The organism is Herbaspirillum sp. GW103 (assembly GCF_000261365.1).
Lineage (GTDB): Bacteria > Pseudomonadota > Gammaproteobacteria > Burkholderiales > Burkholderiaceae_D > Herbaspirillum.
The window spans coordinates 992,061-1,017,770 of the sequence record NZ_AJVC01000004.1 but is presented as its reverse complement, the minus strand read 5'-3'; the positions used below and the strand labels follow the sequence as shown (position 1 = coordinate 1,017,770).

The following is a 25,710-nucleotide window of genomic DNA, read 5'->3' as shown; positions in this document are numbered from 1 at the left end:
ACGCTCAGGGCAGCGTAATGGTCAGGTTGGCAGTACGTGGTGCCAGCTTGACGATATCGGCATAGCCGGCCAGTCCGTTCTCGGTGCCGCTGGTGAGCATCCAGTTCAGGCCCAGGTAGGCAAACATGCCGATAAAGGCAAACAGCGAGGCCACCACCCACAACGGCACGTCATTGCGCAGCTTGTTGACGATGGCATCCGGCCGCGCCCAGTGCGGCGCGAATCCCGCGCTCTTGCCCTTGAGATGAGCGATTTCGTCACCCAGCCGCGCGGTCAGATAATTCAGTTTTTCCGGTCCCTCGAGTGCGTACTTTCCCTGGAAGCCCAGCAGCAGGCACATATGAAACACTTCCAGCGCCTGGATGTGCGCGTTGCCACGTACCCGCAGGTCTTCCAGCTGCTTGAAGAAATTTTCACCTGCCAGTTGATCGCCGAACATGGTCAGCTGCAACGGGCGACGTTCCCACGCATCGCGGATGCCGAAGCTGGAACGCAGGATGATCTCATCGACCGAGGCACAGAACGCATATTTGGCGGCGTAGACGTCTTCCGGAGAGACGTCAAGCTTCTTTGCATTGCGCTCTACGTCGCCCAGGAATTTCTGCATCTTCACCGAGAAGGATGCTTCATCCACAGGCGCACTGCCGTTCTTGAGCATGAAGAGCGCATAGAAGCCGTCATACATCAGATCCAGCAGCGACTTCGCATTCACGGGGGCGCTGGCCAGCTGGGTAGGCGGCAGGTGATCTTGATCGAGCAGGGAGGGGGCCGAGGTCATGTTCATTGCGTCACCGCCAGGAGTTCGAGTTTGAGGTCACGGATGCCGGAGGGTACATAGATGCAGATCGATTGCGCCTGCAGCATGCGTTCGTACATGGCGCCCTTGCTCTCCAGCGTGAAGTAGTAGGTATCAGGGCGTACGGGCAACGCCGCCGGCACCTGCGGCGAGTGCACCAGCTTTACGCCCGGCAGTGCGGCCAGCACGAATTTCTCGACGTCCTCGGGCGCGCCGATCTTGAAGCGCAGCGGCACCACGTCGACCAGCTCGATGGCCGGGAGGTCGGCATTGACGGCCAGGTAGAAACTGGTCTTCTCGTCGATCTTGCCCGAGTCCAGCATGCCCATGTGATAAGACGGCTTGTTCTCGTGCAGGGCAATGGCGAAATAGCGCGACGAGATGACGGTGTCGAGCAGTTCGCGGATGATGCCGTCAAGCCGCGCAAACGCGGGTCCGGGATCGCGATGCTCATAGGGCGGCAGGTCGGCCAGCGCCAGGCTGCGCGAGAACGTCATCAGCGACCCTGCCAGGGCGAGCAGTTGTTCGTAGAGCCGTTCAGGATGCAGCATGGGATTGTTCAGGTAGTGCGAGAGACTGGCATAGGCGGTGCTGGCCGTATGCAGCAGCCAGAAAGAGGTGATGTCGCCGGAACGGAATTCCACCACGCTCTTGCTGGGTTCGCGATGGTGCCCGTACAGCGCGCTGACCTTGGCCTGCAAGGCATCGAGCAGGCGGCGAAGCCGCAGGAACAGCAGCGGTGCTGCATGTACCGACAGGCTGGGCGCCACGAAATCAGGATCCAGTTCGAATCCTGATGAGCTTGCCCGACGCAGTCGGACGATAGGGATGCACACCAGCGAATCGCGCGGTTCGTTCTCCGACACCAGCCTCACCGCCTTCTTCAGATAGCTCATTTCGGCCTTGGCGGCATCGGTGAAGAGATCGGGCGTCTCGATATTGTGCTGGATGTAGCGGCTGGACTGATGATTGCCGCTTCCGGTACCGGCGGCGAAATTGCTGCCGAAGCTCTTCAGTGCGGGCAGCGCCGCGTAGAAGGTCACGGATTGCTGCGATAGCGCAATCTCGGTCAGTTCGATGGGGTCGGGCAGGTCATCGCCATCCGGAGCCTTGTATATTTCGCCATCCTGGAAGATGGCCGACAGTTCCAGGATGCGCAGTGTATTGTTGCTCAGCGCATCGCGATCGACCTGAAGCGAACAGATGCCCCAGCAATAGGGATTGAGCGCCAGCGCAGTCTGGTGCAGGCGCGTTTCGTGATAATGATCCTGCCGCTGGAAGTGTTGCGGCCGGAGGAAAAGACCTTCGCCCCAGAGAACTTTGTTGGAGTGATTCACTTGGATTGCCCCGTCGTGATGATTGTCATGTCGCGATGTCCTGCGAATTGTTGTTTGAATTTCACTGACACTGAACTGGTGCCAGCATCAGATTCTTTTCCAGCGGCTTGCCCTGCGTATCGATGGCCACGGCACCAGCACCTACGGTCAGCGAGCAGGACTGCAAGCCGACGGTGATACCGTTCTTCTCGGCCTCATCAGCCTTGAAGACGGCACGCCAGCGCTGCGGCGCCGGGTTGACGAACAGCGCTGCCACGCCGATATAGCCGGCTTCATAACTGACCTTCTCGGAAATCTCATAGCGCTGGCCCGGGACCAGCGTCACTTCCTTGACCTCCAGGAGGTCAGCTCCCAAGGCTTCCTTTTCTTTCTGTGCGCTCAGGAACGTGTCGTATGACGCCTGTTGGAAACTAATGTTCTGCTTGAGCTTATAAATTTTTACGACCAGGGCCAGAGGACGCTGCTGCGAATCGACGTTGAGAGCCTTGGATGCGTGCAGCTTGATGGGTACCGTGCGCGGCTGCTTCATGGAATCGGGAACTTCCGGTGTGTCGGGTTTCTTCAGTCCCAGCGCCTCCAGCGTGGACTTGGCGGCCTGGGCGACCCCGGAGGCTGCACCCACGGCGGCACAGCCGGATAGGGAAAAGATGGCAACTCCCGTTGCCAAGTGATTAATCAATCGTTTTTTCAACTCTGCCCCGTTCGTTCTATTGGATTTCTCATGCGCGAATTCTCGCGTGCCGAAAAAATTTTAGGAAGTCTTTACAGATTGTGGAACTGCATTTTCCCGTGAAGGTCTATGCGATACATTTGGACGAGCTTAAGTTCAAATTACTCAAAACTATTAAGTCGGGCAACAACCTGATAGTCGTAATTAGAACGTGGCGTAGTTGAAAAGTGCGGTTTCCAAGAGCATCAATTTCGCCGGAAAACTGCCGTCGCATCTCATTTGCAGCCTAAAAATCAGGAATCTCCGGAATTTTTCGGTCCCGACTAATTTGCTTGTGCGATTTCGCGCAAGGTTTTCTTAATGTCAAAAATACAAGGAGTGAATTCCAATGCGTGCGAGCAAATTGAAGGCTGGTGTGATCGTTCCGGCACTGCTGGCGGTGATGTTGGCCGGTTGTGCCAATATTCAGAACAAGCCCAATCCGGAGGACGACGCCAAGAACACGCTGGAAAACGGGGTGGCCCAGGCCAACACCGCGCAGGCCGAAGGCAAGACCGATGAAGCCGTGTCAGTGCTGAAGATAGTGGCCAGCCGCTTCCCTGCCGACAAGACTCCCTGGGTGCGCATTGCCCAGATCCGCTTCGACGCCGGCGATTACAGCGATGCGATCGTCAATGCCCAGGAAGCACTCAAGCGCGACCCGTCCGACAAGGTCGCCAACAGCATCGTGACTGTGTCCGGCCTGCGTCTGGCGACGAAGTCGCTGGCGGATCTGCGCTCGCAGAATGCGCTGAACGGCTCGGTCAAGACCGAAGCCCAGGACCTGACCAAGATCCTGCGTGAAAGCCTGGGCGAAAACACCTTGGTGCCGCCACCGGGCAAGCCTGTCGCTGCATCTCGTGCGCGCGGCAAGGTCGTGCGCAAGGCGGTCGCACCCTCAGCTGATACCGATGCAGGCAATGGTGGCGGCAGCGGCCCCAATCCATTTGGCAATCTGAAGTAAGGCGAGCCGGCGGGACGCCTTGCGTGTTCCCGCTTTTCAAGCCGCCTCAGGCGATGGGGCGAGTCACTCAAACAGCAGCGGAGCAAACATGGCCAAAAGAGAAAGCATCCAGAAGAAACTGCAGAAAGTGCGTCCCCCGCGCGTGCAGATGACCTATGACGTCGAGATCGGTGACGCCATCGAAAAGAAGGAACTGGCCTTCGTGACCGGCGTGGTCGGCGATTTCGGCGGGAACTCGGAGGTGCCGCAGCCGCGTCTGAAGGATCGGAAATTCATCAATATCGATCCCGATAATTTCGATGAAGTCATGAAGGGTATCGAACCGCGGGCCGTCTATCGCGTGCCCAACGAGCTCTCTGACAAGGGGGGCGAATTCGCGGTGGAACTGAAGTTCCGTTCGATGGAAGATTTTCGGCCCGAGTCCGTGGTGCAGCAGGTCGAGCCCCTGCGCAAGCTGCTGGAAGCGCGCACCAAGCTGGCAGATCTGCGTAACAAGATCGCCGGCAACGACAAGCTGGAAGACATTCTCAGCGACGTGCTCAACAGCACCGAGAAGCTGGCCGAACTCAGCAAGCAAACCAACAAGTAAAAGAGATCCCCATGTCCGCTCAAGCCAATACCGAAGCTGCCGCAAGTGCCGCGCCCGCTGCTGTCGGCAGCACTCTTCTGGATGACATCGTCGAACAAAGCAAGGTCGCCAAGTCCTCTTCCGAACATGATCGTGCCAAGGATCTGATTTCCGAACTGGTCAGCCAGGTAATGGAAGGCACGGTAGTCGTCTCGGAAAACCTGTCGGCCACCCTGGATGCGCGCATCGCGGAACTGGATCATCTGATCTCCAGCCAGGTCAGTGCGATCATGCACGCGCCCGAGTTCCAGAAGCTGGAAGGCAGCTGGACCGGCTTGAACTACCTGGTCCGCAACACCACCGTTGGCGAGAACCAGAAGATCAAGATCCTCAACGCCACCAAGAAGGAACTGGTCAAGGACTTCAACTCGGCACTGGAATTCGACCAGAGTGCCATGTTCAAGAAGGTATATGAAGAAGAATTCGGTACCTTCGGTGGCGCGCCTTTCGGTGCCTTGCTGGGCGATTTCGAGATCACGCGCCAGCCTGAAGATATGTACTTCATCGAGCAGATGTCGCGTATCGCCGCAGCCTCCCATGCGCCCTTCATCACGGCGGCCTCGCCCGAGCTGTTCGGCCTGGAGAGCTTCTCCGACCTGGGCAAGCCGCGTGACCTGTCCAAGGTCTTCGATACGGTTGAATACGCCAAGTGGAAGTCTTTCCGTGAATCCGAAGATTCACGTTATGTCGGCCTGACCCTGCCACGCTTCCTGGGTCGTCTGCCCTTCAATCCCAAAGACGGGACGACGGTCGAAGGCTTCAACTTCGTCGAGGATGTCGATGGCACCGATCATTCCAGATACCTGTGGTGCAACGCCGCCTATGCCTTTGGCAGCAAGCTGACCAAGGCCTTCGAGGACTTCGGCTGGTGCGCGGCCATCCGTGGTGTGGAGGGCGGCGGGCTGGTCGAGGACCTGCCCACCCACACCTTCAAGACGGATGAAGGCGAAGTTGCCCTCAAGTGCCCCACCGAGATTGCCATCACCGATCGCCGCGAGAAGGAGCTGTCGGATCTGGGCTTCATTTCCCTGGTCCACTGCAAGAATACCGACTATGCCGCCTTCTTCGGCGCACAGTCTGCCCAGAAACCCAAGAAGTACAACACGGACGCCGCCAATGCCAATGCGGTCCTGTCCTCGCAGTTGCAATACATCTTTGCCGTCTCGCGCATCGCTCACTACATGAAGTCGATGATGCGGGACAAGATCGGCAGCTTTGCTGCCGCTTCGAACGTCGAAGACTTCCTCAATCGCTGGATCGCGCAATACGTGCTGCTGGACGACAACGCCACGCAGGAAGCAAAAGCGCAATTCCCGCTGCGCGAAGCTTCGGTACAGGTGTCGGAAGTGCCGGGACGGCCAGGCGTTTATCGCGCCGTGTCGTTCTTGCGTCCGCATTTTCAGTTGGATGAACTGTCGGTGTCGCTCCGGCTGGTTGCGGAGCTGCCGCAGGCAGGTAAATCCTAACTATTTTTTCCTCCCTCATGTTTACAGGATAAGTTATGGCAATTGACGTCTATCTGCAAATCGACGGCATCAAGGGTGAATCCACTGATGACCTGCACAAGGATTGGATCGAGTGCAAGACCGTTGACTGGGAAGTCCTGCAGCCGAAGTCGGCAACCGCATCGACCGGTGGTGGTCACACCGCCGAGCGCTGCGAGCACAAGGACATCGTGTTCACCAAGGTGGCCGACCTGGCCTCGCCCCTGCTGCTGCAAAACTCCTCCTCGGGCAAGACCATTCCGAAGGCCAAGTTCGAATTCATGCGCGCCGATGGCAAGGGCGAGCGCGTCCGCTACTTCGAGATCGAACTGACCAACGTCATGATCAGCAGCGTCAAGCCGACCATCGAGTCGGGCGAGATCCTGAACGAAACGGTCGGCCTGAAGTACTCCACCGTGAAGTGGAAGTACACCCAGCAGAAGAAGGATGGCGGTACCGCCGGCAATACCTCGGGCGGCTGGGATCTGTCCACCAACAAAGTCATCTAAGGGAACCTTGTACTGAACGGATGAGCTGTCGTCAAAAGAACAGACATTCATGAAGCTGTACGACGTCCGCCGGTCTTCCGGCGGACTTCCGCTTTCAACGCCTGTTATGCCGACTTCAATGTCGTGCGATCCAAGCAATAACCATTCGATCATCCGATCACCAGACGGGGGAAACGCAGATGAAAGGCTTCGCGCCCAGCCTGTTTGACAAGCTGATGAATGACGGACCCCGTTCCGCCGTCAGTCCTGTCGTCAGCCGTCTGTCGATAGAAGAGCTCAAGGATGTGGTGGCACGGGACCTGGAGGCGATGCTCAACACGCGCTCGGTGGTGTCTGAGGAATTGCTCCAGCAATATCCGGAGTGCAGCAACTCCATCATCGCCTACGGCCTCAATGATTTCGCCGGGATGAGTCTGGCCAGTCTCGATGACCGTACCGCGATCTGTCACTCCCTGGAAGAAGCGATCTCTCGGCACGAGCCGCGGCTGCGCAATGTGAAAGCCACGCTGGAAATCCAGGAGGGTTCGATCAACCGTCTCAACTTTGCCATCAGCGCATTGCTGGTGGTCAACGCTGCGCGCGAGACTGTCAATTTCGATGCCGTACTGCAGCCGTCGACCCTGCAATATTCCATCAGCAAGTCGCGAACGACCCGCATAGGAGTTTAAGTGCAAGAGCTGCTACCTTATTACGAGCGCGAGCTGAGCTTCCTGCGGCGCTATTCCCGCGAGTTCTCCGAGCGCTATCCCAAGATCGCGGGCAGCCTGCTGATGGCCGGCGAGATCTGCGAGGATCCGCACATCGAGCGCATGATCCAGTCCTATGCGTTGCTCAATGCGCGCGTGTCCAAGCGGCTCGATGATGACTATCCCGAATTCACCGAGGCCTTGTTCGAGGTCCTTTATCCGCATTACCTGCGTCCTTTTCCCTCCTGCTCGATCGCGCACATGGATTACGCGGCGTCGGCCGCGCAGCTGACCAATGCCACCGTGATCCCGCGTGGCACGTCGCTGGCCACCCGCCCCGTCAAGGGCGTGGTCTGCCGCTTCCAGACGGCCTACGATATTCCGGTCGCTCCGATCCGTCTGTCGCAGGCAGTCTTCTCGCCCATCATCGATGCGCCCGAGGCCGTGGTATTGCCGACTTCGGTGAGCTCATCGCTGTCCATCACCATCGAGACGACGGCGGAGTCGCTGGCGCTGGCCAAGCTGGGTCTTGCTTCACTGCGGGTCTTCATCGATGGCGAGGCTTCATTCTGCGCGGCCCTGCGTGACAGTCTCTTCATCCGCAGCACGGCGGCCTGGGTCGAATTGCCGCGCAGTGGCCGTTGGACTGCCCTGCGCAAGCTGCCTCTGGCCGAGGTCGGGTTTGCCGAAGAGGATGCACTGATCGATTTCCCCTCGCAGTCGCATCCAGCCTATCGCTTGCTGACGGAGTATTTTGCCTTCCCGGAGAAATTCAATTTCTTCGATATCGATCTGTCGGCCATCCTCGCCATCCTGCCTGCGGGGGCCAAAAGCTTCACCTTGCACCTGGGCCTGTCCGGCCTGCGTGCCGATTCGCACATCGCCCGCCAGCTCGGTGGTGTCAGTGCGGCCAATCTGCTCTTGGGCTGCACACCGGTCATCAACTTGTTCAGTCAGCGCGGTGATCCGATCCGCCTCACGCACGCGGGTGCCACCTATCCGGTACTCCCTGACGGGCGGCGCGCCTTCGGATACGAAGTCTATTCGATCGATTCGGTACAGCTGGTGCGGCAGACGCCCCAGGGGGAGTCAGTCACGCAGTTCCGTCCCTTCTATTCGCTGCGCCATGGACAGGCCCCCGAAACGGATGGCCATTACTGGGCAATGCGTCGCGATGAACTGGTCGCCCTGAAGAGTCCGGGCTATGAAACCGAAATCTCCATCGTCGATATCGATTTCAATCCGGCCAAGGTCGAAACCGATACCCTGAGCATTGACCTGACCTGCACCAACCGCGATCTTCCGGCGCTGCTCACCTACGGGCTGCCCGGTGGCGACCTCAGCATGGAGGGTGGTGGCGTCACCCGCACGGCCGCTCTGTTGCGCAAGCCGACCCTGCCTTCGCGCTTCGAGCGAGGGCGCGGAGCGCAATGGCGTTTGATCTCGCATCTTTCGCTGAACCATCTGTCCCTCATGCGCGGCGGGCTGGAAGCCTTCCAGGAGATGCTGACGCTCTACGACCAATCCAATTCACCCATTTCTCAACGCCAGATCAGTGCTATCGCCGCCATCGAGCACAAAGCCACTACGGCGTGGTTGCCGGGTAATCCCTTCGCCAGCCTGGTGCGGGGCATCGAGGTCAGATTGACCGTTGACGAGGAGGGCTTTGTGGGCAGCGGACTGCACGCCTTCGCCAGCGTGATCGATCGCTTCATGGGCTTGTACGTCCACGCCAACAGCTTCTCGCAGTTGATCGTGATATCCAAAAGAACCGGGGAGGAACTGCTCAAATGCAGGCCACGCAGCGGAGATTTGAACCTAGCGTGATCGAGCGGCTGTTTGCCGCTCCTCACCGCTTCCAGTTTTTCCAGGCCGTGCGCATGATTGAACTCTGGTTCAAGCGCAACGGCGTTCCGCATGAACGTGCGGTCAGCGATTTCCTTCGCTTTGCCAATCGCACGGTACTAGGATTTCCTGCCAGCGAAATCGAGGGCATCGACACCTACCCACCGCGCCAGGAGGCATCGGTCTCGGTCAGCGACATGGAGCAGGCGCTACGCAGCGGCCAGATGAAGTATGTCCGGCTGACGCCTACCTTCATGGGCTTTCTGGGCGGCAGTGGTTCTCTTCCGGCCCATTACACCGAGCGCATCGCGCGTCATCAGATCGAGCAGCGCGATGAAGGCCCGAGGGCCTTTCTGGATGCCTTCTCCACCAGGTCGCTGGCCTTGTTCTACCAGGCGTGGACCAAGTATCGCCTGGCCTTTCAATATGAGGCGGGTCGGCGTGACGCCTTCCTGCCTTTGCTGTTGGCCCTCTCGGGGCTTGGCTTCCGTTCCTTGCGCGAGCGCCTGCAGGATCGTCATGGCAACGGCGTACGTGACGAGTCGCTGGCGCATTTCGCCGGTGCCTTCCGCCACCGTCCGGCCTCGGCACCCTACATGCAGAAGGTGTTGGGCGAATATTTTTCGGTACCGCTGCAGATCGAGCAGTTCGTCGGCTACTGGTACAAGGTGCCGCGCGAACACCAGACCATGTTGGGCTCGACCAATTCCGCTCTGGGCACGGCCATGGCTGGTGAACGTGTCTGGCAGCGCGACCTGCGCATGCGGCTGCGTATCGGCCCGCTGGCGATGAAGGACTTCGAACAGTTTTTGCCTGGCAAGAAGGCCTCTCTGGCACTGGCGCGCATGTTGGGCATGTTCACCGGAGCCACCCTGGAATATGAAGTGCAGCTGGTGCTGCGTGCGCAGGACGTCCATGGGATGGCGCTTGCAGGCACAAGTGAAGGAGGACGCCTGGGCTGGGACACCTTCATCGCTACCGTGCCCGAAACACGGGACCGTGCCGATATCCGTTACGAAATTGCAGTTCAGTGATGTGAAGAAAAACCACAAAAACCGAGACGGCCGCCACGACCGTCGCCACTACCAGCAGGAAGGAAACGCAGCATGGGCATCAACCTCAAATCCCTGATCAGCAAGCTCAACGACACCGCGCGCCTGGCCACCGAGCGTGCGGCCACGCTGTGCATGTCCCGCGGCCAGTATGAAGTGGATCTGGAACACCTGTTCCTGGCCCTGCTGGAACAGCCACAATCCGACTTCAGCCTTCTTGCACGTCACAGCGGCATCAGCGTCGACAGCCTGCAAGCCGATCTGGAACGCGAGATCGGCACCTTCAAGAATGGCAACACGCGCACACCTGTGCTGTCTCCCCATCTGCAGACGCTGTTCGAGCATGGCTGGCTGATCGCTTCGCTGGACGGCGGCAATTCCGCCATCCGCAGTGGCCATCTGCTGCTGGCGTTGCTGACCCAGAGCGAGTTGTCGCAACTGGCCTATCGCGGCTCCAAGCTCTTTGCCAGATTCAAGGTCGATGAACTCAAGCATGATTTGCACAGGCTCACCGAAGGATCGGTGGAGGCCCCGGCGACGGCAGACACCGGTGGTGAGGTTGGCGATGACGAGATGACTGGCGGCGACCCCGTGGGAGAACTCAAGCAGCGCGGCGCCAGCAAAACGCCGGCGCTGGACCAGTACACCACCCAGTTGACCCAACGCGCCCGCGACGGCAAGATCGATCCGGTCATCGGGCGCGATGCGGAAATCCGCCAGGCCGTCGATATCCTGCTACGCCGTCGCCAGAACAATCCCATCCTGACCGGCGAGGCCGGCGTCGGCAAGACTGCCGTGGTCGAGGGCCTGGCCCTGCGCATTGTCCAGGGGGATGTGCCGCAACCCTTGCAGGGCGTGGAGATTCATACGCTGGACATGGGCTTGCTACAGGCCGGCGCCAGCGTCAAGGGCGAGTTCGAGAGTCGCCTCAAGAACGTGATCGACGAAGTCAAGAAAAGTCCGCACCCCATCATCCTCTTCATCGATGAGGCGCACACCATGATCGGTGCCGGTGGCCAGGCCGGACAGAACGATGCCGCCAATCTGCTCAAGCCCGCCCTGGCGCGTGGTGAGTTGCGTACCATCGCCGCTACCACATGGAGTGAATACAAGAAGTATTTCGAGAAAGATGCTGCGCTGGCCCGGCGATTCCAGGTGATCAAGGTCGAGGAACCGACTGAGGAAGTGGCGTGCGCCATGCTGCGCGCCATGGCACCGCTCATGGAAAAGCATTTTGGCGTACGCGTCTATGACGAAGCCATCACCGAGGCTGTCCGGCTCTCGCACCGCTACATCAGCGGCCGCCAGCTGCCGGACAAGGCCATCAGCGTGCTGGATACGGCTTGTGCCAAAGTGGCGTTGGGACAGAACGCCACGCCCGCGCTGCTGGAGGGCGTCACGCGGCGGCTTGAGCGGCTGGATGCGGAGATTGCCGCGCTCCAGCGCGAAACTGCCAGCGGCTCGGAACACCAGGCGCGGCTGGTCGACCTGCAGGCGCAGCACGCCAGTGCCCTGGCTGAACAGGGCGAACTACAAACACGCTGGGAGCACGAGCGCGGCTTGAATGAAAGCATCCAGCAGGTGCGCGCCGCACTCGAAGATGCCAACAAGGAAGGCAGTGCCGCCGGCAAGGCCGACGCTGCACATGCCGAACTGAAGCAGTTGCTGGAAGAGTTGAAGCAGCATCAGGGCGAAACGCCGATGGTCCCTGTCCAGGTGGATGGCCATGTGGTCGCCGAGATCGTGGCCGGCTGGACCGGCATCCCGCTGGGCAAGATGGTCAAGGACGAGATCAAGACCGTGCTGGGCCTGGATGCCCTGCTGCGCGAACGCGTGCTGGGGCAGCCGCAGGCAACTTCCGCCGTGGCGCAGCGCGTGCGCACCTCGCGGGCCAACCTGGATGATCCCGGCAAGCCCAAGGGGGTGTTCCTGTTCGTGGGGCCGTCCGGTGTCGGCAAGACCGAGACGGCGCTCGCCCTGGCCGACGTGCTCTACGGTGGCGAGCGCAAGCTCATCACCATCAACATGAGCGAGTACCAGGAGGCCCACACTGTCTCCGGCCTCAAGGGCTCGCCGCCGGGCTATGTCGGCTATGGTGAAGGGGGCGTGCTGACCGAGGCGGTGCGGCGCAATCCGTATAGCGTGGTCTTGCTCGACGAGGTCGAGAAGGCTCACCCGGATGTACTGGAGCTGTTCTTCCAGGTCTTCGACAAGGGAGTCATGGATGATGGCGAAGGGCGCGAGATCGACTTCAAGAACACCATCATCATCCTCACCAGCAATGTCGCCTCCTCCCAGATGATGCAGGCTTGCCTGAACAAGACGGTTGAAGAATTGCCGACCCCCGATGAACTCGACGCGCTGATCCGTCCACAATTGGTGAAGGCCTTCAAGCCCGCTTTCCTGGGACGCCTCAAGGTGATTCCCTATTACCCGATCGCCGACGAAGTGCTGGTGGAAATCATCAAGCTCAAACTGGCCCGCATTGCCAAGCGGATCGCCGAGAACCACAAGGCCGAGTTCAGCTACGACAAGGCCCTGGTCGAGGCCGTACTGGCACGCTGTACCGAGGTCGACTCCGGCGCTCGCAATGTGGACAACATCCTCAACGGCAGCCTGTTGCCGGAGATCGCCGAAAGCGTGCTGGCGCGCATGGCCGAAGGCCAGGGCATCGCCCGCATCAAGGTATCGGCCAGCAAGAAGGGCGATTTCAAGTACACCATCCAGTAAGCTCGCGAAGTGACCAAGACCATGCCGTGTTCATCTCCATTCCTTCATGCAGCCAGTTCCGCCAGTGACGCAATCCGGCCAGACGTGAGGCAGCCATGATCGCCTCAGCTAGCGCCGCCCTGGCCGGTGCGTGGAATCAATCCACGCGTGTGATGCGGCTGCACCTGCCAGCGGGTGCGGACCTGGGCGCAGATACGCTGATGGCCGAGAAGCTGCAGGCCGTCGAAGAAATCAGTGCCTTCCACGACGGAAATGACATCCCCGAGGTTGACCGGGCCATTGCCGGTTATCGCCTGCAGTTGTCTTGCCTCAGCCTGAACGCCGGAATTTCCCTGCGCAAGCTGCTGGGGCAGGCGGTGCTTGTCGAACTGGACACCGATGGCGCACCGCGCGCCTTCCATGGCCATGTCACCGATTGCAGGATGGAGGGCGCCAACGGCGGCATGGCCCGATACGTGCTCACCATCGAACCCTGGCTGGCCTTCCTGCGGCATCGCCGCGACAGTGCGGTATTCCAGGACATGACGGTGCCGGAGATCATTGACTCCGTCTTTCGCGACTATCAGGGCCAAGGCAGGCTGCAACCGGCCTGGCGACTGGACTTGCAGGATGCCTCGGTCTACGCCAGGCGCAGTCTGGCGACGCAGTACCAGGAAACCGACTTGGCCTTCGTCAACCGGCTGCTGGCCGAGGAAGGCCTGTTCTACACCATCGAGCACAAGGGCGATGCAAGCAGCGCCAGCCTGGGTACGCATACCGTGGTGATTGCCGACCACAACGGCAGCTTCAAGCCCAATGCACGCGAACGGATCGCCTTCAGCCAGCCGGGCGCGGTGATGCCGCAGGACAGCATCGATCGCTGGCGCAGCGTGCGCCGCTGGCAGAGCAATGCAGTTGAAATCCTCACCTGGGATTATCGCCAGGCCGCAGTCAGGGAGGCCAGCAGCACGAGCAGTGGCGGCGACCACGCCAACGGCAGCCAGGGCGAAACGCCGGGCGGGCTGTTACTGACCCTGCGCGATGCGCCCGGCGTCTACGCCAACGAGAATCGCGCGCAGGCTGAGCGCCAGGCACGCAACCAGCTACAGGCCATCGAAGCGCGCAATGAAATCTTCACCGGTACGGGCACCGTGCGCAGCCTGACTCCTGCGACAACGTTCACGCTCACCGGTCATTACGACCATGTTGGCGGCGCGGAGGATCACTTCGTGCTCCTGCGTGTGGTCCATCAGGCGCACAACAACCTGAACGCCGATCTCAAGGCAGAGGCCATGCGCTTGCTGGGCGAAGCCACGCTCGACCAGGACGCAGTCACGAGTTCCCTGCTGGATGCGGCCTTGCAGCCTGCTCGCGGGGAAGCTCGGCCGGTCTACCGCAACCGTTTCGAGGCGATCCGCAGCAAGGTACCGTATCGCCCCTTGGTAACCGATGCCGATGGCAAGCTCCTCCATCCAAAGCCGGTGGCCAGCGGCCAGCAGACAGCGGTGGTCGTCGGGGCCCAGGGACAAGCGGTGCACACTGATCGCGACAACCGCATCCGCGTGCAATTCCACTGGCAGCGCGGCGAACGTAGCCATAGCGGCCTGAGCTCGCCGGCGCCGGATGGTCACGTCGGCGCGCCTGCCAATGAACAATCCGGCACCTGGGTACGCGTGCTGGCGGGCATTGCTCCCACGGCGGGTGCCAATTGGGGCGGTCAGGCAGTACCGCGTGTGGGGCAGGAAGTGCTGATCGACTTTATCGAAGGTGACATCGACCGCCCCGTGGTCATTGGTACCTTGTACAACGGCCGTGGCCAGGACAATGCCCAGGGCAACCAGGCCGGGCAGGGTGCGGGAGCAGCCACCGGCAATGCGCCCGCATGGTTCCCAGGTGACGCCGAAGGACATCAGCATGCGGCGGTGCTCTCCGGTATCAAGACCCAGGCATTGGGTACCAGCCAGAGTGGAGGTGGCGCGTACAACCAGTTGGTGTTTGACGATACTCCCGGTCAGTCGCGCGCCTCGCTGCAACAGCACGCGGATAGCCATGACGGGGCCAGCGAACTGAACCTGGGCTTGCTGCGCCAGCAGACCGACAATCAGCGGCTGGCCACCACCGGTCAGGGCTTCGAGCTGAAGACTCGCTACAGTGTAGCCGTACGTGGAGGGCAGGGATTGTTGCTCTCTACGGAGAAGGGTTCGGGGGCGCAGCTGGATGTACGGGGGGCGCTCTCGCAGCTGTCCGACAGTGTCGAGAAGCAGAAGCAACTGGCCGAGACCGCGCAGAAACACAATGCCAAATTCGAGGGCGAGACCGAAGCGGGAAAATTGCCCGCCGTGGAGTCCTTGGCGGAGTCCGTCGAGGTGCTCAAGGCGAGTGCCACGGCTTCGGCAGGCAGCAGTGGTGGTGACGATGGCGGTGAAGCAGGCTCAAGTGCCGCGACGGCTTTCAGCGCACCGCAGTTGCAGCTCTCCAGTCCGGCCGGTATCGCTGCGGCCACTCCGGCCAGCGCTATCCTGGCTGCGGGTGTGACCAGCAGCGTCACGGCCGGCAAGGACATCAACCAGATTGCGCAAGGCAATCTGCATCATCTGGCCAAATCGGGCATCAGTCTCTTCACCTATGGCAAGGCCAGTGATGCCAGCAAGCCGGTTCAGGATGTCGGCATGGCCCTGCATGCGGCGTCGGGCAAGGTCATCGTGCAGAGCCAGGCTGGCAAGACGCTCATGACGGCGGCGAAGCAGGTGACGGTGGCCAGCGTGGGGCAGGATGTGCAGATCACGGGAAAGCAGCATGTGCAGTTCAGTGCGCAGGGTGCGTGGCTGAAACTGGAGGGCGGCAATATCGAGGTGCATGGGCCGGGGGCGATGGAGTTCAAGGCGAGTGCAAAGGAGTTGACGGGGCCGGCAAGCTCTGGCTCCAGTGCTAGTTTGCCTGTACCTGGACCGTTAGCAGACTGTGAGTACAAGACTGGTGTCTGACGGAACTCGAATCCGATGAATGGTGGAAGAAGAATCTCATCATGGGCCAATTACAAATCAATGAACAACTGCGTGCCGTCTTGTTTCAATTGCGCGAAGTCAATCCGGGGAGCTATGTCCACTTGCTCCTTGATGGGAATCACCCTTGCGCTGACGACGATGAATTGCATATCACGCGACTGAAAAAACGCGATATCCCTGCAGAGGCCGTTCTGGTGCCGCGTGCCGACTTTGCTCACGACCCAGCGATTTGCCCCGCCTTGGTGACCTTGTATTCCCCTGGTGATCGGGGGTACCCCGACGAGGCGCTGCTGGATTTGAGCATCGCTCATGCTTGGTACCGGCGCGATAGTATCAACGGCAGTTATGTCTGTGGATGGCTGGTGTCGGAAAGTCCTGCTCATCAAGTCGCCAAACATCTGGCTCCCGCGTGCGAGTTATTCGACGTGACGCGTGGATGTCGTCGCGTGCTGCCGTTGTTTGAGCCTCATCGTCTTTCGCTGATTGCTGATGCAGGACGTGAAAGTTTCCTGCGGCACTGGATCGGGCCGGTCAGTCACTGGATGTGGCTCGATATGAAAGGAGACCTCCGGAGTCTCGCTGCCAGTGATTTGGCCGATGGTGTCCCAGGCAAGGATCACCTCAGCCAGCGCCACTGGCAGGCGCAGCAGCGGGTAGCGAATGCACGAGTGGTCGCCGTGGCGATGGCGGATGCTGGTCACATGTTGCCTGTCTACCCCGAAACTACCATCGACTCATCCCTGCAGCGGGCCGCTGCGCTGGGATTGCAGCGCACAGAAGATCTGGTGTTCTTCGCGCTCAATGATTTTTCATTTTCACGCGCTTGGTCAAGCCATCCCGCCGCAGCGACTGCTATCAGGCAGGCGCTGCAAGGAGAACAGACCTTGAGTGAACTGATGTGCAGGCTGACTGACGACACACTGGAAGAGATCGCTGCCACACGCGAGGCCGGGCCAACGCTATTTGGAGATTCTGATGGACACTGATGTCACGCAAGTTAAATCAGCCACCGGCGCAGCTAAGATGCGCGCCAATGCCGATAGCGCCCAGAAATGCGCTCTCGGCAGCAACGGTCAGTGCAGTTTCTGCCAGCGCACTGGCTATCCGATTCTCCCATTACGCTATGCGGTCAAGCCGGCCTATGTCACTACATTGAACACGAATCTGCTTTCATTGCCGCAGATGGAAAAGTTCTCTGCGCAACCGCTCAAAGGAAACCGATACACCCTGCGGGTGCTACGCAAAGGGTATGTTCATGTTTACCTAGGAGTGAAAGGCCACTGGCAAACGTATGCGGTGACTGAGGACGGCTATCTGCGTTTGATGAAGAATCCGGATGATCCGGACGCAAAGGCCGATCGTCCCTTGACTGAGGCGTGCAAGCGGGACGGCCACAATATCCCCGCGAGTTTCATCAATATCCCAGAACGTTATAAAAAAGTATGGATCGGGTTTGCCGACATTGTGTGGCGGAAAGAGGTGCGTGAGGCTTTCGAGGCCAAGCCAGACGCACGTATGCAGCGGGTAGACTGCAGCGCTTTGGCGGCTAATCCGGGGCAGCACGAGCATGCTTTGGAGCTCAGTGAAACGGCGATCGAACTACATAACTTTACGGAAGAGTATGCACTGGATGACAAGGAATACAAACTACGGCGTACCTATTTCGCTGAGGTGTTGTCAGCAGAGAAAACGGTGAAACAACAGTTTCTGTGGGAAAGCCTACATGGGAACTTTTCGCGTGCCGGGCACCTGACTGCACTCGGCAGCCACGTTAAAGCCTATTCGCAGAAGACGTCAAAGCAGTTTGGCGCAACACGCAAGATCGCAGCCGTCGCCTTGGCCGATCCTGTAGGGATGGTACAAGAGCTCAATACGACACGTCTGTATTTCATCAAGGCCCGCCAGAATTTCACCGATAAAGTGATGCGTCCGTTGCTCATTTCGAAATCTATTCTCGGCTTGAAGGACTACTTCGAGAGGACCGCACTAGTCGTGAGGACTATGGATGAGAAGAAAAAGAACCTGCCTGACCAGCAGACCGAAACGATAGGCTATTCCGATCCTATGCTGGGTTTGGGCGGCACATCTACCATTACCACCACTCGAAAGGAAAGGGCGAGCCAAGATGCTCAGGTCGCTTGGCGACGTATCGCCGAGCGCTACAGTGAACCGAATCGCGCCGACTTCGATAAGCGGTACGAAGCTGGCATGAAGCTGTTCAATGAGCAGATTGAACTGCAATCAGCGGATTGGGCCGCATGGGCACAGGACAGTGCCTGGACCAATCATCTTAGGGACTATCGCACGAGCTTTGGTAGTGACTACCGTGCTTTGGTGCAGAACTATGCGCCGTGCCTGGCGGGCGGTTGTGGCGAAGAACAGTACACGCAGGCGGTTTGGAAGACCTGGCTGGTGGGAAGGGTGGACGATCCTAGCTTGCCTGTATATCCGGTTCTGTTCGGCAATCGTAAGGATATCCTTGCTTATCTTGTACCAGCTGACGGGGAACTGAACAAAGGCGACAAGTTGTACGACTTTGCCAAGAATATCGTCGCCTCGGAAGAGAGTGGTGAAGTTAAAAAACGGGTGAAGGAGCTCACGCTTTCCGCCAAGGATGATCTGGCCCAGGTGGCTCTCGCTCTGTCAGCATCGATCAGCCGGTTGGAGGTCCAGATTACCGCACAGGCCGCGCTCATCGCCCATCGTGCCATACAAGCCGCCATGACCTTATATGAAGATGTTGAACCCATCTTCATCAAAGTTTCCCTTACCGTCGGCGAGTATCAGCGTTTGATATCAGAAGTTGCTTTTAAACTAGGTAACAAGTTACGTAAGGACGTTGGTTCGCTGGTATTCGGCGGGCTGCTCAACATTAGTAATCCGGCGGTCAGGGACAAGACCATCGATATCATCATCTGGTCTTTTGACAGGGCAGCGACCGTCAAGTCGACATTGGCTAAGGCAATGCTCGAAGGTAAGGAGGGCACACTAGGTGCGGCACGGGCCTTGTCGATCTCCAGCATCATCATCAGCAACACCGCCAATCAGGAACTGCGCAGCCTGGGTCAGAAGCTGGAGCTCAATGCAATGCAGGCAAAGAATCTTGTGCGCGACATGCTGAGCAAGAACTTGAAGATCGCTGAGATTGGAGAGCCTCTGCTAGGAGTAGGGGCGATGTTCTTCCAAGCTTGGGCCTTCAAGTCCTCCGTCAAGGATGTGAAGGAAAAACTTGGCGCGGATGGTCAGGAGGCGCAACTGGCGTTGTTGTCGGCGGGTTTGGGCCTCGTGGCGGCAACCATTGAAACGGTAGGTGTATTGTTCAAGACGGTGGGAAAGGAATTGGTGGGCAAGGCGCTCGCTAAGCTCGCTGGATTCATCGGGGCCGCTTCTTGCCTTGTTGATGCCATTCAGTCGGTATTTGCGGGAAATCGGGCTGGATCGCGCGGTGACTCGAACGCCCGCAACGCATACTATGCTGCGGCCGTCTTGTTCGGTGTGAGTGCTTTTGTCAGCAGCTATGCAGTAGCAATCGGTTCCAGCGCGCTACTGGGTCCGATCGGTCTTGCGCTACTGCTAGTTGGTCTGGGTATAGGATCGATCTGGTATGCGATGAACGCGGAATCAACACAGGCGGAAATGTGGGCCGACCGCTGTTACTTTGGAATCAATCGGAACAAAAGGGGAAAATGGAGCGACGCCGAATTCTCCATCGAGGTGGCTGAACTAAACTCCATTGTCATTGGCCTACGTGTAGAGCTAGGCTCTCGCAGTTTCATTACACGCACATGGGGTGGCATGGTCGATTTTGACGGGCACTCGGATGATAATGTCAAACTGAAGATTAGCTTTGGAATGTTTGACATAGAAAAGTCGGCCTATGAATGGGCCTGGTACGCCAGGCACAAAAAGTACGGCACAGTACTTATCGCAAGCGGGAAATATGGATCTACGCCGTGGAAGCTTGCCAGCGTGGCGGCTGGGAATCTCAACAAGAGCAATCTTAAAACTTTGCAGAGCGTAGATCTTTACCAGCCAACACTGACCTTCGATGATAAAGGGAGTGTCGCGGCGGCAGTGCAACTGGGCTACGCTAACATTGATACGGCGGAATTTGAGGAAACCAGCCTACAGGTTAATTACTGGCCGGACAGTGGAGAACCGTCATGCCTAACAGGAACAGTTGTCAACGAGGAATTGTAGATGAGCCGCACCCGGTCCCGTTTTAATCCGCCCAATCAACATTGGTACGAGGATTTACCCGACCATCAGGCAGACTTCGGTCGCGATATAGAGTCCCCTACGCTCGCTGACGATATCAATGCAATCAGCGAAAGCTATCTGGAAGTGTCGCGCGCGGGCAATGTGATCCGGGGCGGTTTGCTGATGGTGGGCACCGTAATGCTTGTGTTCTTCTCTTGGGTAGTGATGCACCTGGTAGCGGCGAGCATCGGGCCAGATGACGCGCTGATCTTTCCTATCATTAGTTGGAGTTTGCTTGCTTTGGGGATGATATGCGCCATTTTCGGTATGATTCTGGACTGCAGCATTCCGCGTGATATGCCAGTGCGTTTCGACCGCGATAAATGCAAGGTCTATGCCTATGATTATCCAATTCGTCTGATGCCGTTTCCACCCCGTCGGTCGAAACTAAAGATATTTTCCTGGCAAGACGTGCAGGCCGAGATTACCAAGCAGTCCGGTTACAACGGAAAAGCCTATGTCGTCCGCTATGCGCTGGTTCTTGTGATCTGTCAACCCGGCACCGATCAAGTGGTTGATCGCCTCACGCTAAAAGGGAACGACATGACCGTGCGCGGCTTGGAGGTGCTTTGGAGTTACATTCGTCGCTATATGGCCGAGGGGACCGTCAATTTACCGAAAGTGCAGCCGCGGCACCAAGGTGTAACTCTGCGTCGCAGCTTGTTTTCCTATATGCCCTATTTCGACCCGTCGACGGAAGGCGCCCAGTTTCGCAACCGCATGGGTGCAGTCGACTGGCTGCTGGCGCTGGTCATGATGTGGTTTTTCTGGATCTGGCTGCCTCTTGGGCTTTGCCATTACGTTGCAATGAAGTGTGCTCCAGAGCCGCGTTGGCCTGCAGAAGTGGATGAAGAGAGTCGGCGGGGGAAAAAGAAAATTCTTTCATGAGTACATCGCGGTTTAATCCACCGAATTCCCTCTGGTATGAGGACCTCCCGGCCCCGAGCGGCGATGGCGGAGGAAGAAGTTTCTGTCATGGCTTTGCAAGAGGATGTGATCGGTGTCGATCAAGATAAACTGGATATTTCTCACACATCCTCCATTCTGCGAGGCGGTTTCATTTTTATCGGACTGGTGGTCTTGCTGATACTGTGCTGGTTCGCGCCACATGTCTTCACGTCTATCTTTACACCCCCGAGATCTGTATTGGTGATAACGATCTTGACGATTCAGAATCTTGCACTGGCCGGTTACAGCCTGTTCCTGATCTGGCTGGACTGTCGAATTCCACGTGATCTTCCTGTACGTTTTGACCGTCGTGCTGGAAAGATTCATGTACAGGATTTCAGCCTCAGTCTCAATCCTTTCGCACGCCGAAAGCTTCTGCTGAAGACTTTCGACTGGACGGACATCGAGGCCGAGTTGACCAAGCATGCCGGATTCAATGGCAAGGTCTATATGGTGAGATACGCCTTGGTGTTGGTAGTTTGCCGACCAGGAACCACGGAGGTGCTTGAGCGGATCACCCTCAGAGGCAACGACATTGCAACCCAAGGCTTGCAGACTATCTGGTCCTATGTGCGAAGGTACATGGAGCAAGGCCCATCCAATCTGCCGACCCTACATGTACGTGAGCCACGGATTTCCTTGTTGAATAGCCTGTTCTTCTACATGCCCTATCTCGCTCCGGGAGAAGAAGGGCGGAGCTATCGTCGCCATATGGGCGCGGTAGAGTTGATTCTTGCGTTTCTGATGATCTGGTTCTTCTGGATCTGGCTGCCGTTAGGGCTGTGCTACTACGTTGCAATGAAATGTGCTCCACAGCCAAGCTGGCCTGAAGGCTTGGATTGATGGAGCCGTTGGAGAAAAATTGAGACATCGCTCTTTGGACAACTGAGGTTCAGTAGATGCCCGTTTTTGAATCTGAAGAGTCCTGATTGACCGGCTCGATGGCGAAGAAACGTCATGGCTAACAGGAACAGTTGTCCATGAGGAGTTATAGCTGAGCAGCACCCGGTCCCGTTTTAATCCGTCCAATCAACATTGGTACGAGGATTTACCCGACCATCAGGCAGACGTCAGTCGCGATTTTGATTTTCCTACGCTTGCCGACATCCATGCGATCAGCGACAGCTAGCTGCTATGGGATTACCCGTGACAGATTACGTAGATCAATTCAAACGAAAAGTTCACTACTAAAACTGACCGGGAAGATAAGTTCGTATCAGAAGGAGAGATTAAGTGCGAGCTTTGTATTTGCGGAGTCAGATCAAACAAGAATGGGGGTGCTTGCCGTCGCGTATTCGGCGACCAGTCTGACGGGGCAGGCGGCAATTATGTCGCGCTACGCTTCCTCTAACTCTTGAGAGAATAGAGCCATGAACAAGAAATCAAGTAAGTTTTCCTCTGAGGTGCGAGAGCGTGCCGTGCGCTCGGTGCGTGAGCAGGGGCAATCGCGGTCGCCTCGGCAGCAGCAAGTTTGGCCGGGTAGGCCGCGAGTCGATGGAATGATCGCTTTCCTCAACGAGGTACGCTCTCTCAAAAACTGCGAAGGGCACCGCAAACCCGGATGAGCAGATGAAGGAAATGAAGATGCTGATCTTTGATCATGTGACCGGAGACGACATTATCGATTTCGACCCAGCGACCGGGCTATGGCGTTATCCAGAAAAGCCGAGAGTGACGCCTGAGCTTGAGATCATGGCAAGGTTTACCCTCCCGGTGAGAGGAAGCTTTACTGAAGTCGATGGCAAGCGTTATTACCTTTATTGGACAGCGGACCGGATCTTGCTCTTCAGACTTCCGGATGGGACCGAATATACGTTGTTCCGCCACCTTTCAGATGCACGTTTTGAAGATCTGCGCGACGGGCTGAAATTCGAGATTGTCCCGGCGGAGAGAAGAGATGGCAGTGCTATTCCCGGATATTCAACAGTGCGAATGCACGACAAAACCGGTACGTTATTGCACGAAGTTTCTTATTTTTCGCAACGGTATCTTCAGCTCTACATGATGGATATCACACCCTTTACCGATAGAGATCTTGGAACATGGGATTTCTTTGTTGCGCTCAAAGATGCTGTCGAAAAAATAAGTAAGAAATGCTCAAGCGAGCAGAACGAAAGTCCGCTTGCATCCAGAATCCGGGCGAGAACTGGAGAGCGCTGTCCCCTAGATGGTTTTTGGTTGGTAGCCGATTCCGTGGATTATCGGATAGAGGCCAAACAAGGCGAGCTGATGCCCTCCAGTCAGGGTCGCAATGTGAATTGGGAATGGATTTCTCGTGAACTGATTCCTGCGGCTCTTTTCACCGACTAGAACAAATCGAGATATCTCCCACGGCACAGCGCACCTGCGGATCGTTGAGGAAAATAGCAATGCTTGTTTATCAGCACTACACAGGTAGCGAAATTATCGACTTTGATCCGGAAAATGGGCACTGGCGATACCTGGAAGAAGAGCAACGAACGTCCGACCTGGAAATTCTGGGCCGATTTTCGCTGCCCGTTCGAGGAAGCTACACCGAGGTAAATGAAAAACGCTACTACCTCTATTGGACGGCAGATCGCATATTGAATTTGATAACGCCTGACAACAAGACATATCCATTGTTTCGACATCTCAAAGAAGCGCTCTTCGAAGATTTGAGCAATGGCTTGCAGATCGCCATCGCACCTACGCAGAACAATGATGGGAGCGAGAAGCAAGGTTACTCTACGGTTCGTCTATCAGACAAGGATGGCCGTATCCTCCACGAAGTATCGTATAACTCACGGTACTATCTGGAGCTATACATGAGCGACCTGACCCCATTCACCGACCGGACTCTATCGACTTGGGATTTTTTTGTGGCGCTCAAGGACGGCGTGGAAAAAATCAGGAAGAAGTGCGTACCGTGTCCAGAGACAATAACGGATGTCGTACGCATCAGGTCAAAGTCTGGCCAAATTTGCCCGAAAAGCGGCTTCTGGCTTGTCGCAGATCTTGTCGATGACAAAATCGAGTGCGAGCAAGGAGACATCATGCCTCTATCGATGGGACGTGATGTGGCATGGGAATGGATATCTCAGGATATCGTTCCTCGAGAACTTTTCCTGGACGAGGACGAAGGATAGCCGCAAACATCCATCGGATCGTGAGATCCTGTTTCATGGTCAAACACGTCCGGAAGGCAAAGAGAACTGAATCATGCTGCTGTACCTCCACCATACCGCTGGCGATGTGATTGAGCTGGCTCCCGGCACCTACCTATGGCATTACGCAGAGACATCTCGAGGCGGTACAGATACGTCGATTATGGGATTCGTGGTCGAGCCAATCCGTGGTAGCTACACCGAGGTGGATGGAAAACGCTATTACCTTTATTGGTCAGCAGATCGAATTTTGAAATTTGTCACACCCGAGAATAAGGAATACAAGCTCTTTCGTTACTTGAAAAAGGCTCTTTTTGAAGATCTAAGGGATGGACTGCATATGGAGTTGGTCCCCACCGAAAAGAAGGATGGATCTGCAGTTCCAGGCTATTCGACCTTTCGCCTGCTCAACAGCCGTGACGAGATATTGCATGAGGTCTCCTATCACGCTCAGTTCTTCGTTGATCTCTATCTCGGAGATTTCACTGCATCAGTTGATCGCGATCTCGGAACATGGGACTTCTTCGTGGGATTGATGCGTGGCGTAGAAGAAATCGCCAGCAAGTGCGTAGAAAATCCTGAGCTGATCGGTCCGGACCTGGATCGTATCCGTGTACCCACAGGAGCAACCTGCCCCAAGACAGGATTTTGGCTTGTCGCGGACTTATTCGACGACAAGAAAAGAATTGAAGAAGGAAAGCCGATGCCGAGCTCGCTCGGGCGGGATGTGGTGTGGGAATGGCTATCGGTTGATATTGTTCCTCCAGAATTCTTCTTATAACCTGTCACGTCTGATTGTAGCCGCGACAGGATCGAGCGCAGTGACCCAAGTTCATACTTATGTTGATTTGCCAGCACCACACCAGCAGCGACGTCATTGATTTTGAACCGACTACCGGACTGTGGCGGTACGTTGATACTGCATGGAGAGGCAGTGACACGGATCTCATTGCTCACTTCGCACTACCCATAAGGGGTTCGTACATTGAAGTAGAAGGAAAGCGCTTCTACGCCTATTGGACAGCAGATCGTGTATTGATGTTTGTCACGCCGGACAACAAGAAATTTGCACTTTTCCGCCATCTGGCTGGAGCCCTGTTTGAGGATTTGCGAGACGGCCTGCAATTGGATCTGGTCCCGGCGCAAAAGAATGACGGCAGTCTTGTGCCCGGATACTCAACCATGTTTTTGCGAGACGAGGATGGGGGCTTGCTTCATGCGATTACCTACAATTCAAATTATTATCTGCAGCTCTATCTCGCCGACTTCACTCCGTTCACCGATAGAAATCTAGCCTCGTGGGATTTTTTTGTCAGCCTGAAGAACGGAATTGAAAAGATATCTGGGATGTGTATATCCGCAGAAAAAATAGCTGATGTTGATACCAGTCGGATTCGCATCAAGTCAGGAGTGACGTGTCCGCAAACTGGTTATTGGTTAATTGCGGATTTGGTCGACGATAAAGAATATGTTGAAGCAGGGGCGCCCATGCCACGCTCATTCGATAGGGAAGTGACTTGGGAGTGGTTATCTGAAGACATCATTCCACATGAGCTATTCCCAGAAGATCAATAGTCGATGGAATGATCGCTTTCCCCAACGAGATTACAGCGATCATGTCCTTGAAATTAGTACCGCAATCATATGAAGTCT

At 57.1% G+C, this 25,710-nt stretch carries 20 protein-coding genes; 17 read left to right on the top strand and 3 right to left on the bottom strand.

Going from position 1 to position 25,710, the window contains the following annotated elements; genetic code table 11:
* Positions 1-4 precede the first annotated feature (4 nt).
* From icmH to tssJ, 3 genes are all read right to left on the bottom strand, one after another.
* Entirely contained in the window at positions 5-784 is a 780-nt protein-coding gene (gene icmH, locus GWL_RS16625; protein WP_008332283.1) for a type IVB secretion system protein IcmH/DotU, read from the bottom strand.
* Positions 781-2,133 carry a type VI secretion system baseplate subunit TssK gene (gene tssK, locus GWL_RS16620; RefSeq protein ID WP_008332282.1) on the bottom strand — a complete coding sequence of 451 codons (1,353 nt, stop codon included), beginning with the start codon at positions 2,131-2,133 and terminating at the stop codon, positions 781-783. The genes icmH and tssK overlap by 4 nt, the downstream gene beginning before the upstream one ends.
* A gap of 61 nt (positions 2,134-2,194) precedes the next feature.
* Positions 2,195-2,824: a type VI secretion system lipoprotein TssJ gene (gene tssJ / locus GWL_RS16615; protein ID WP_034351050.1), complete on the bottom strand. Its 630-nt coding sequence runs from the start codon at positions 2,822-2,824 to the stop codon at positions 2,195-2,197.
* A gap of 367 nt (positions 2,825-3,191) precedes the next feature.
* Between tssJ and GWL_RS16610 the strand changes: the two genes are divergently transcribed.
* From GWL_RS16610 to GWL_RS16530, 17 genes are all read left to right on the top strand, one after another.
* Positions 3,192-3,806, top strand: a complete 615-nt coding sequence (locus GWL_RS16610; RefSeq protein ID WP_008332278.1) for a tetratricopeptide repeat protein — start codon at positions 3,192-3,194, stop codon at positions 3,804-3,806.
* Positions 3,807-3,894: 88 nt separating this feature from the next.
* Positions 3,895-4,395, top strand: a complete 501-nt coding sequence (gene tssB / locus GWL_RS16605; RefSeq protein WP_008332276.1) for a type VI secretion system contractile sheath small subunit — start codon at positions 3,895-3,897, stop codon at positions 4,393-4,395.
* Between the two features lie 11 nt (positions 4,396-4,406).
* Positions 4,407-5,900 (top strand): type VI secretion system contractile sheath large subunit, encoded by a 1,494-nt coding sequence (tssC, locus tag GWL_RS16600; RefSeq protein WP_008332275.1) that lies wholly within the window; start codon positions 4,407-4,409, stop codon positions 5,898-5,900.
* Between the two features lie 35 nt (positions 5,901-5,935).
* Entirely contained in the window at positions 5,936-6,427 is a 492-nt protein-coding gene (locus GWL_RS16595; protein WP_008332274.1) for a type VI secretion system tube protein Hcp, read from the top strand.
* 179 nt (positions 6,428-6,606) lie between these two features.
* Positions 6,607-7,095, top strand: a complete 489-nt coding sequence (gene tssE, locus GWL_RS16590) for a type VI secretion system baseplate subunit TssE (RefSeq protein ID WP_008332273.1) — start codon at positions 6,607-6,609, stop codon at positions 7,093-7,095.
* Positions 7,096-8,940, top strand: coding sequence for a type VI secretion system baseplate subunit TssF (gene tssF / locus GWL_RS16585; RefSeq protein WP_008332272.1), 1,845 nt, complete (start codon positions 7,096-7,098; stop codon positions 8,938-8,940).
* The gene (tssG, locus tag GWL_RS16580; RefSeq protein ID WP_008332271.1) at positions 8,904-9,992 is read left to right on the top strand and encodes a type VI secretion system baseplate subunit TssG; all 1,089 of its coding nucleotides are present in this window, start codon (positions 8,904-8,906) and stop codon (positions 9,990-9,992) included. The genes tssF and tssG overlap by 37 nt, the downstream gene beginning before the upstream one ends.
* 72 nt (positions 9,993-10,064) lie before the next feature.
* Entirely contained in the window at positions 10,065-12,740 is a 2,676-nt protein-coding gene (tssH, locus tag GWL_RS16575; RefSeq protein WP_008332269.1) for a type VI secretion system ATPase TssH, read from the top strand.
* Between the two features lie 95 nt (positions 12,741-12,835).
* On the top strand, positions 12,836-15,703 hold the full coding sequence (locus GWL_RS16570) for a type VI secretion system Vgr family protein (RefSeq protein WP_008332268.1): 2,868 nt from the start codon (positions 12,836-12,838) through the stop codon (positions 15,701-15,703).
* Between the two features lie 41 nt (positions 15,704-15,744).
* Positions 15,745-16,710: a hypothetical protein gene (locus tag GWL_RS16565; RefSeq protein ID WP_050978131.1), complete on the top strand. Its 966-nt coding sequence runs from the start codon at positions 15,745-15,747 to the stop codon at positions 16,708-16,710.
* Complete coding sequence (locus GWL_RS16560; RefSeq protein ID WP_008332266.1) at positions 16,700-19,924, top strand: T6SS effector BTH_I2691 family protein; 3,225 nt, start codon at positions 16,700-16,702, stop codon at positions 19,922-19,924. The genes GWL_RS16565 and GWL_RS16560 overlap by 11 nt, the downstream gene beginning before the upstream one ends.
* Positions 19,925-20,872 (top strand): DUF6708 domain-containing protein, encoded by a 948-nt coding sequence (locus GWL_RS16555; RefSeq protein ID WP_008332265.1) that lies wholly within the window; start codon positions 19,925-19,927, stop codon positions 20,870-20,872. It abuts the gene before it with no gap.
* An 87-nt stretch (positions 20,873-20,959) separates the two neighbouring features.
* Positions 20,960-21,775 (top strand): DUF6708 domain-containing protein, encoded by an 816-nt coding sequence (locus tag GWL_RS23935; RefSeq protein WP_237713585.1) that lies wholly within the window; start codon positions 20,960-20,962, stop codon positions 21,773-21,775.
* A 726-nt stretch (positions 21,776-22,501) separates the two neighbouring features.
* Positions 22,502-23,242, top strand: coding sequence for a hypothetical protein (locus GWL_RS16545; protein ID WP_008332262.1), 741 nt, complete (start codon positions 22,502-22,504; stop codon positions 23,240-23,242).
* A 59-nt stretch (positions 23,243-23,301) separates the two neighbouring features.
* Positions 23,302-24,039 carry a hypothetical protein gene (locus tag GWL_RS16540; RefSeq protein WP_008332261.1) on the top strand — a complete coding sequence of 246 codons (738 nt, stop codon included), beginning with the start codon at positions 23,302-23,304 and terminating at the stop codon, positions 24,037-24,039.
* A 73-nt stretch (positions 24,040-24,112) separates the two neighbouring features.
* Positions 24,113-24,838, top strand: coding sequence for a hypothetical protein (locus GWL_RS16535; RefSeq protein WP_034351045.1), 726 nt, complete (start codon positions 24,113-24,115; stop codon positions 24,836-24,838).
* Between the two features lie 59 nt (positions 24,839-24,897).
* Entirely contained in the window at positions 24,898-25,632 is a 735-nt protein-coding gene (locus tag GWL_RS16530) for a hypothetical protein (RefSeq protein WP_034351043.1), read from the top strand.
* Positions 25,633-25,710: the final 78 nt, after the last annotated feature.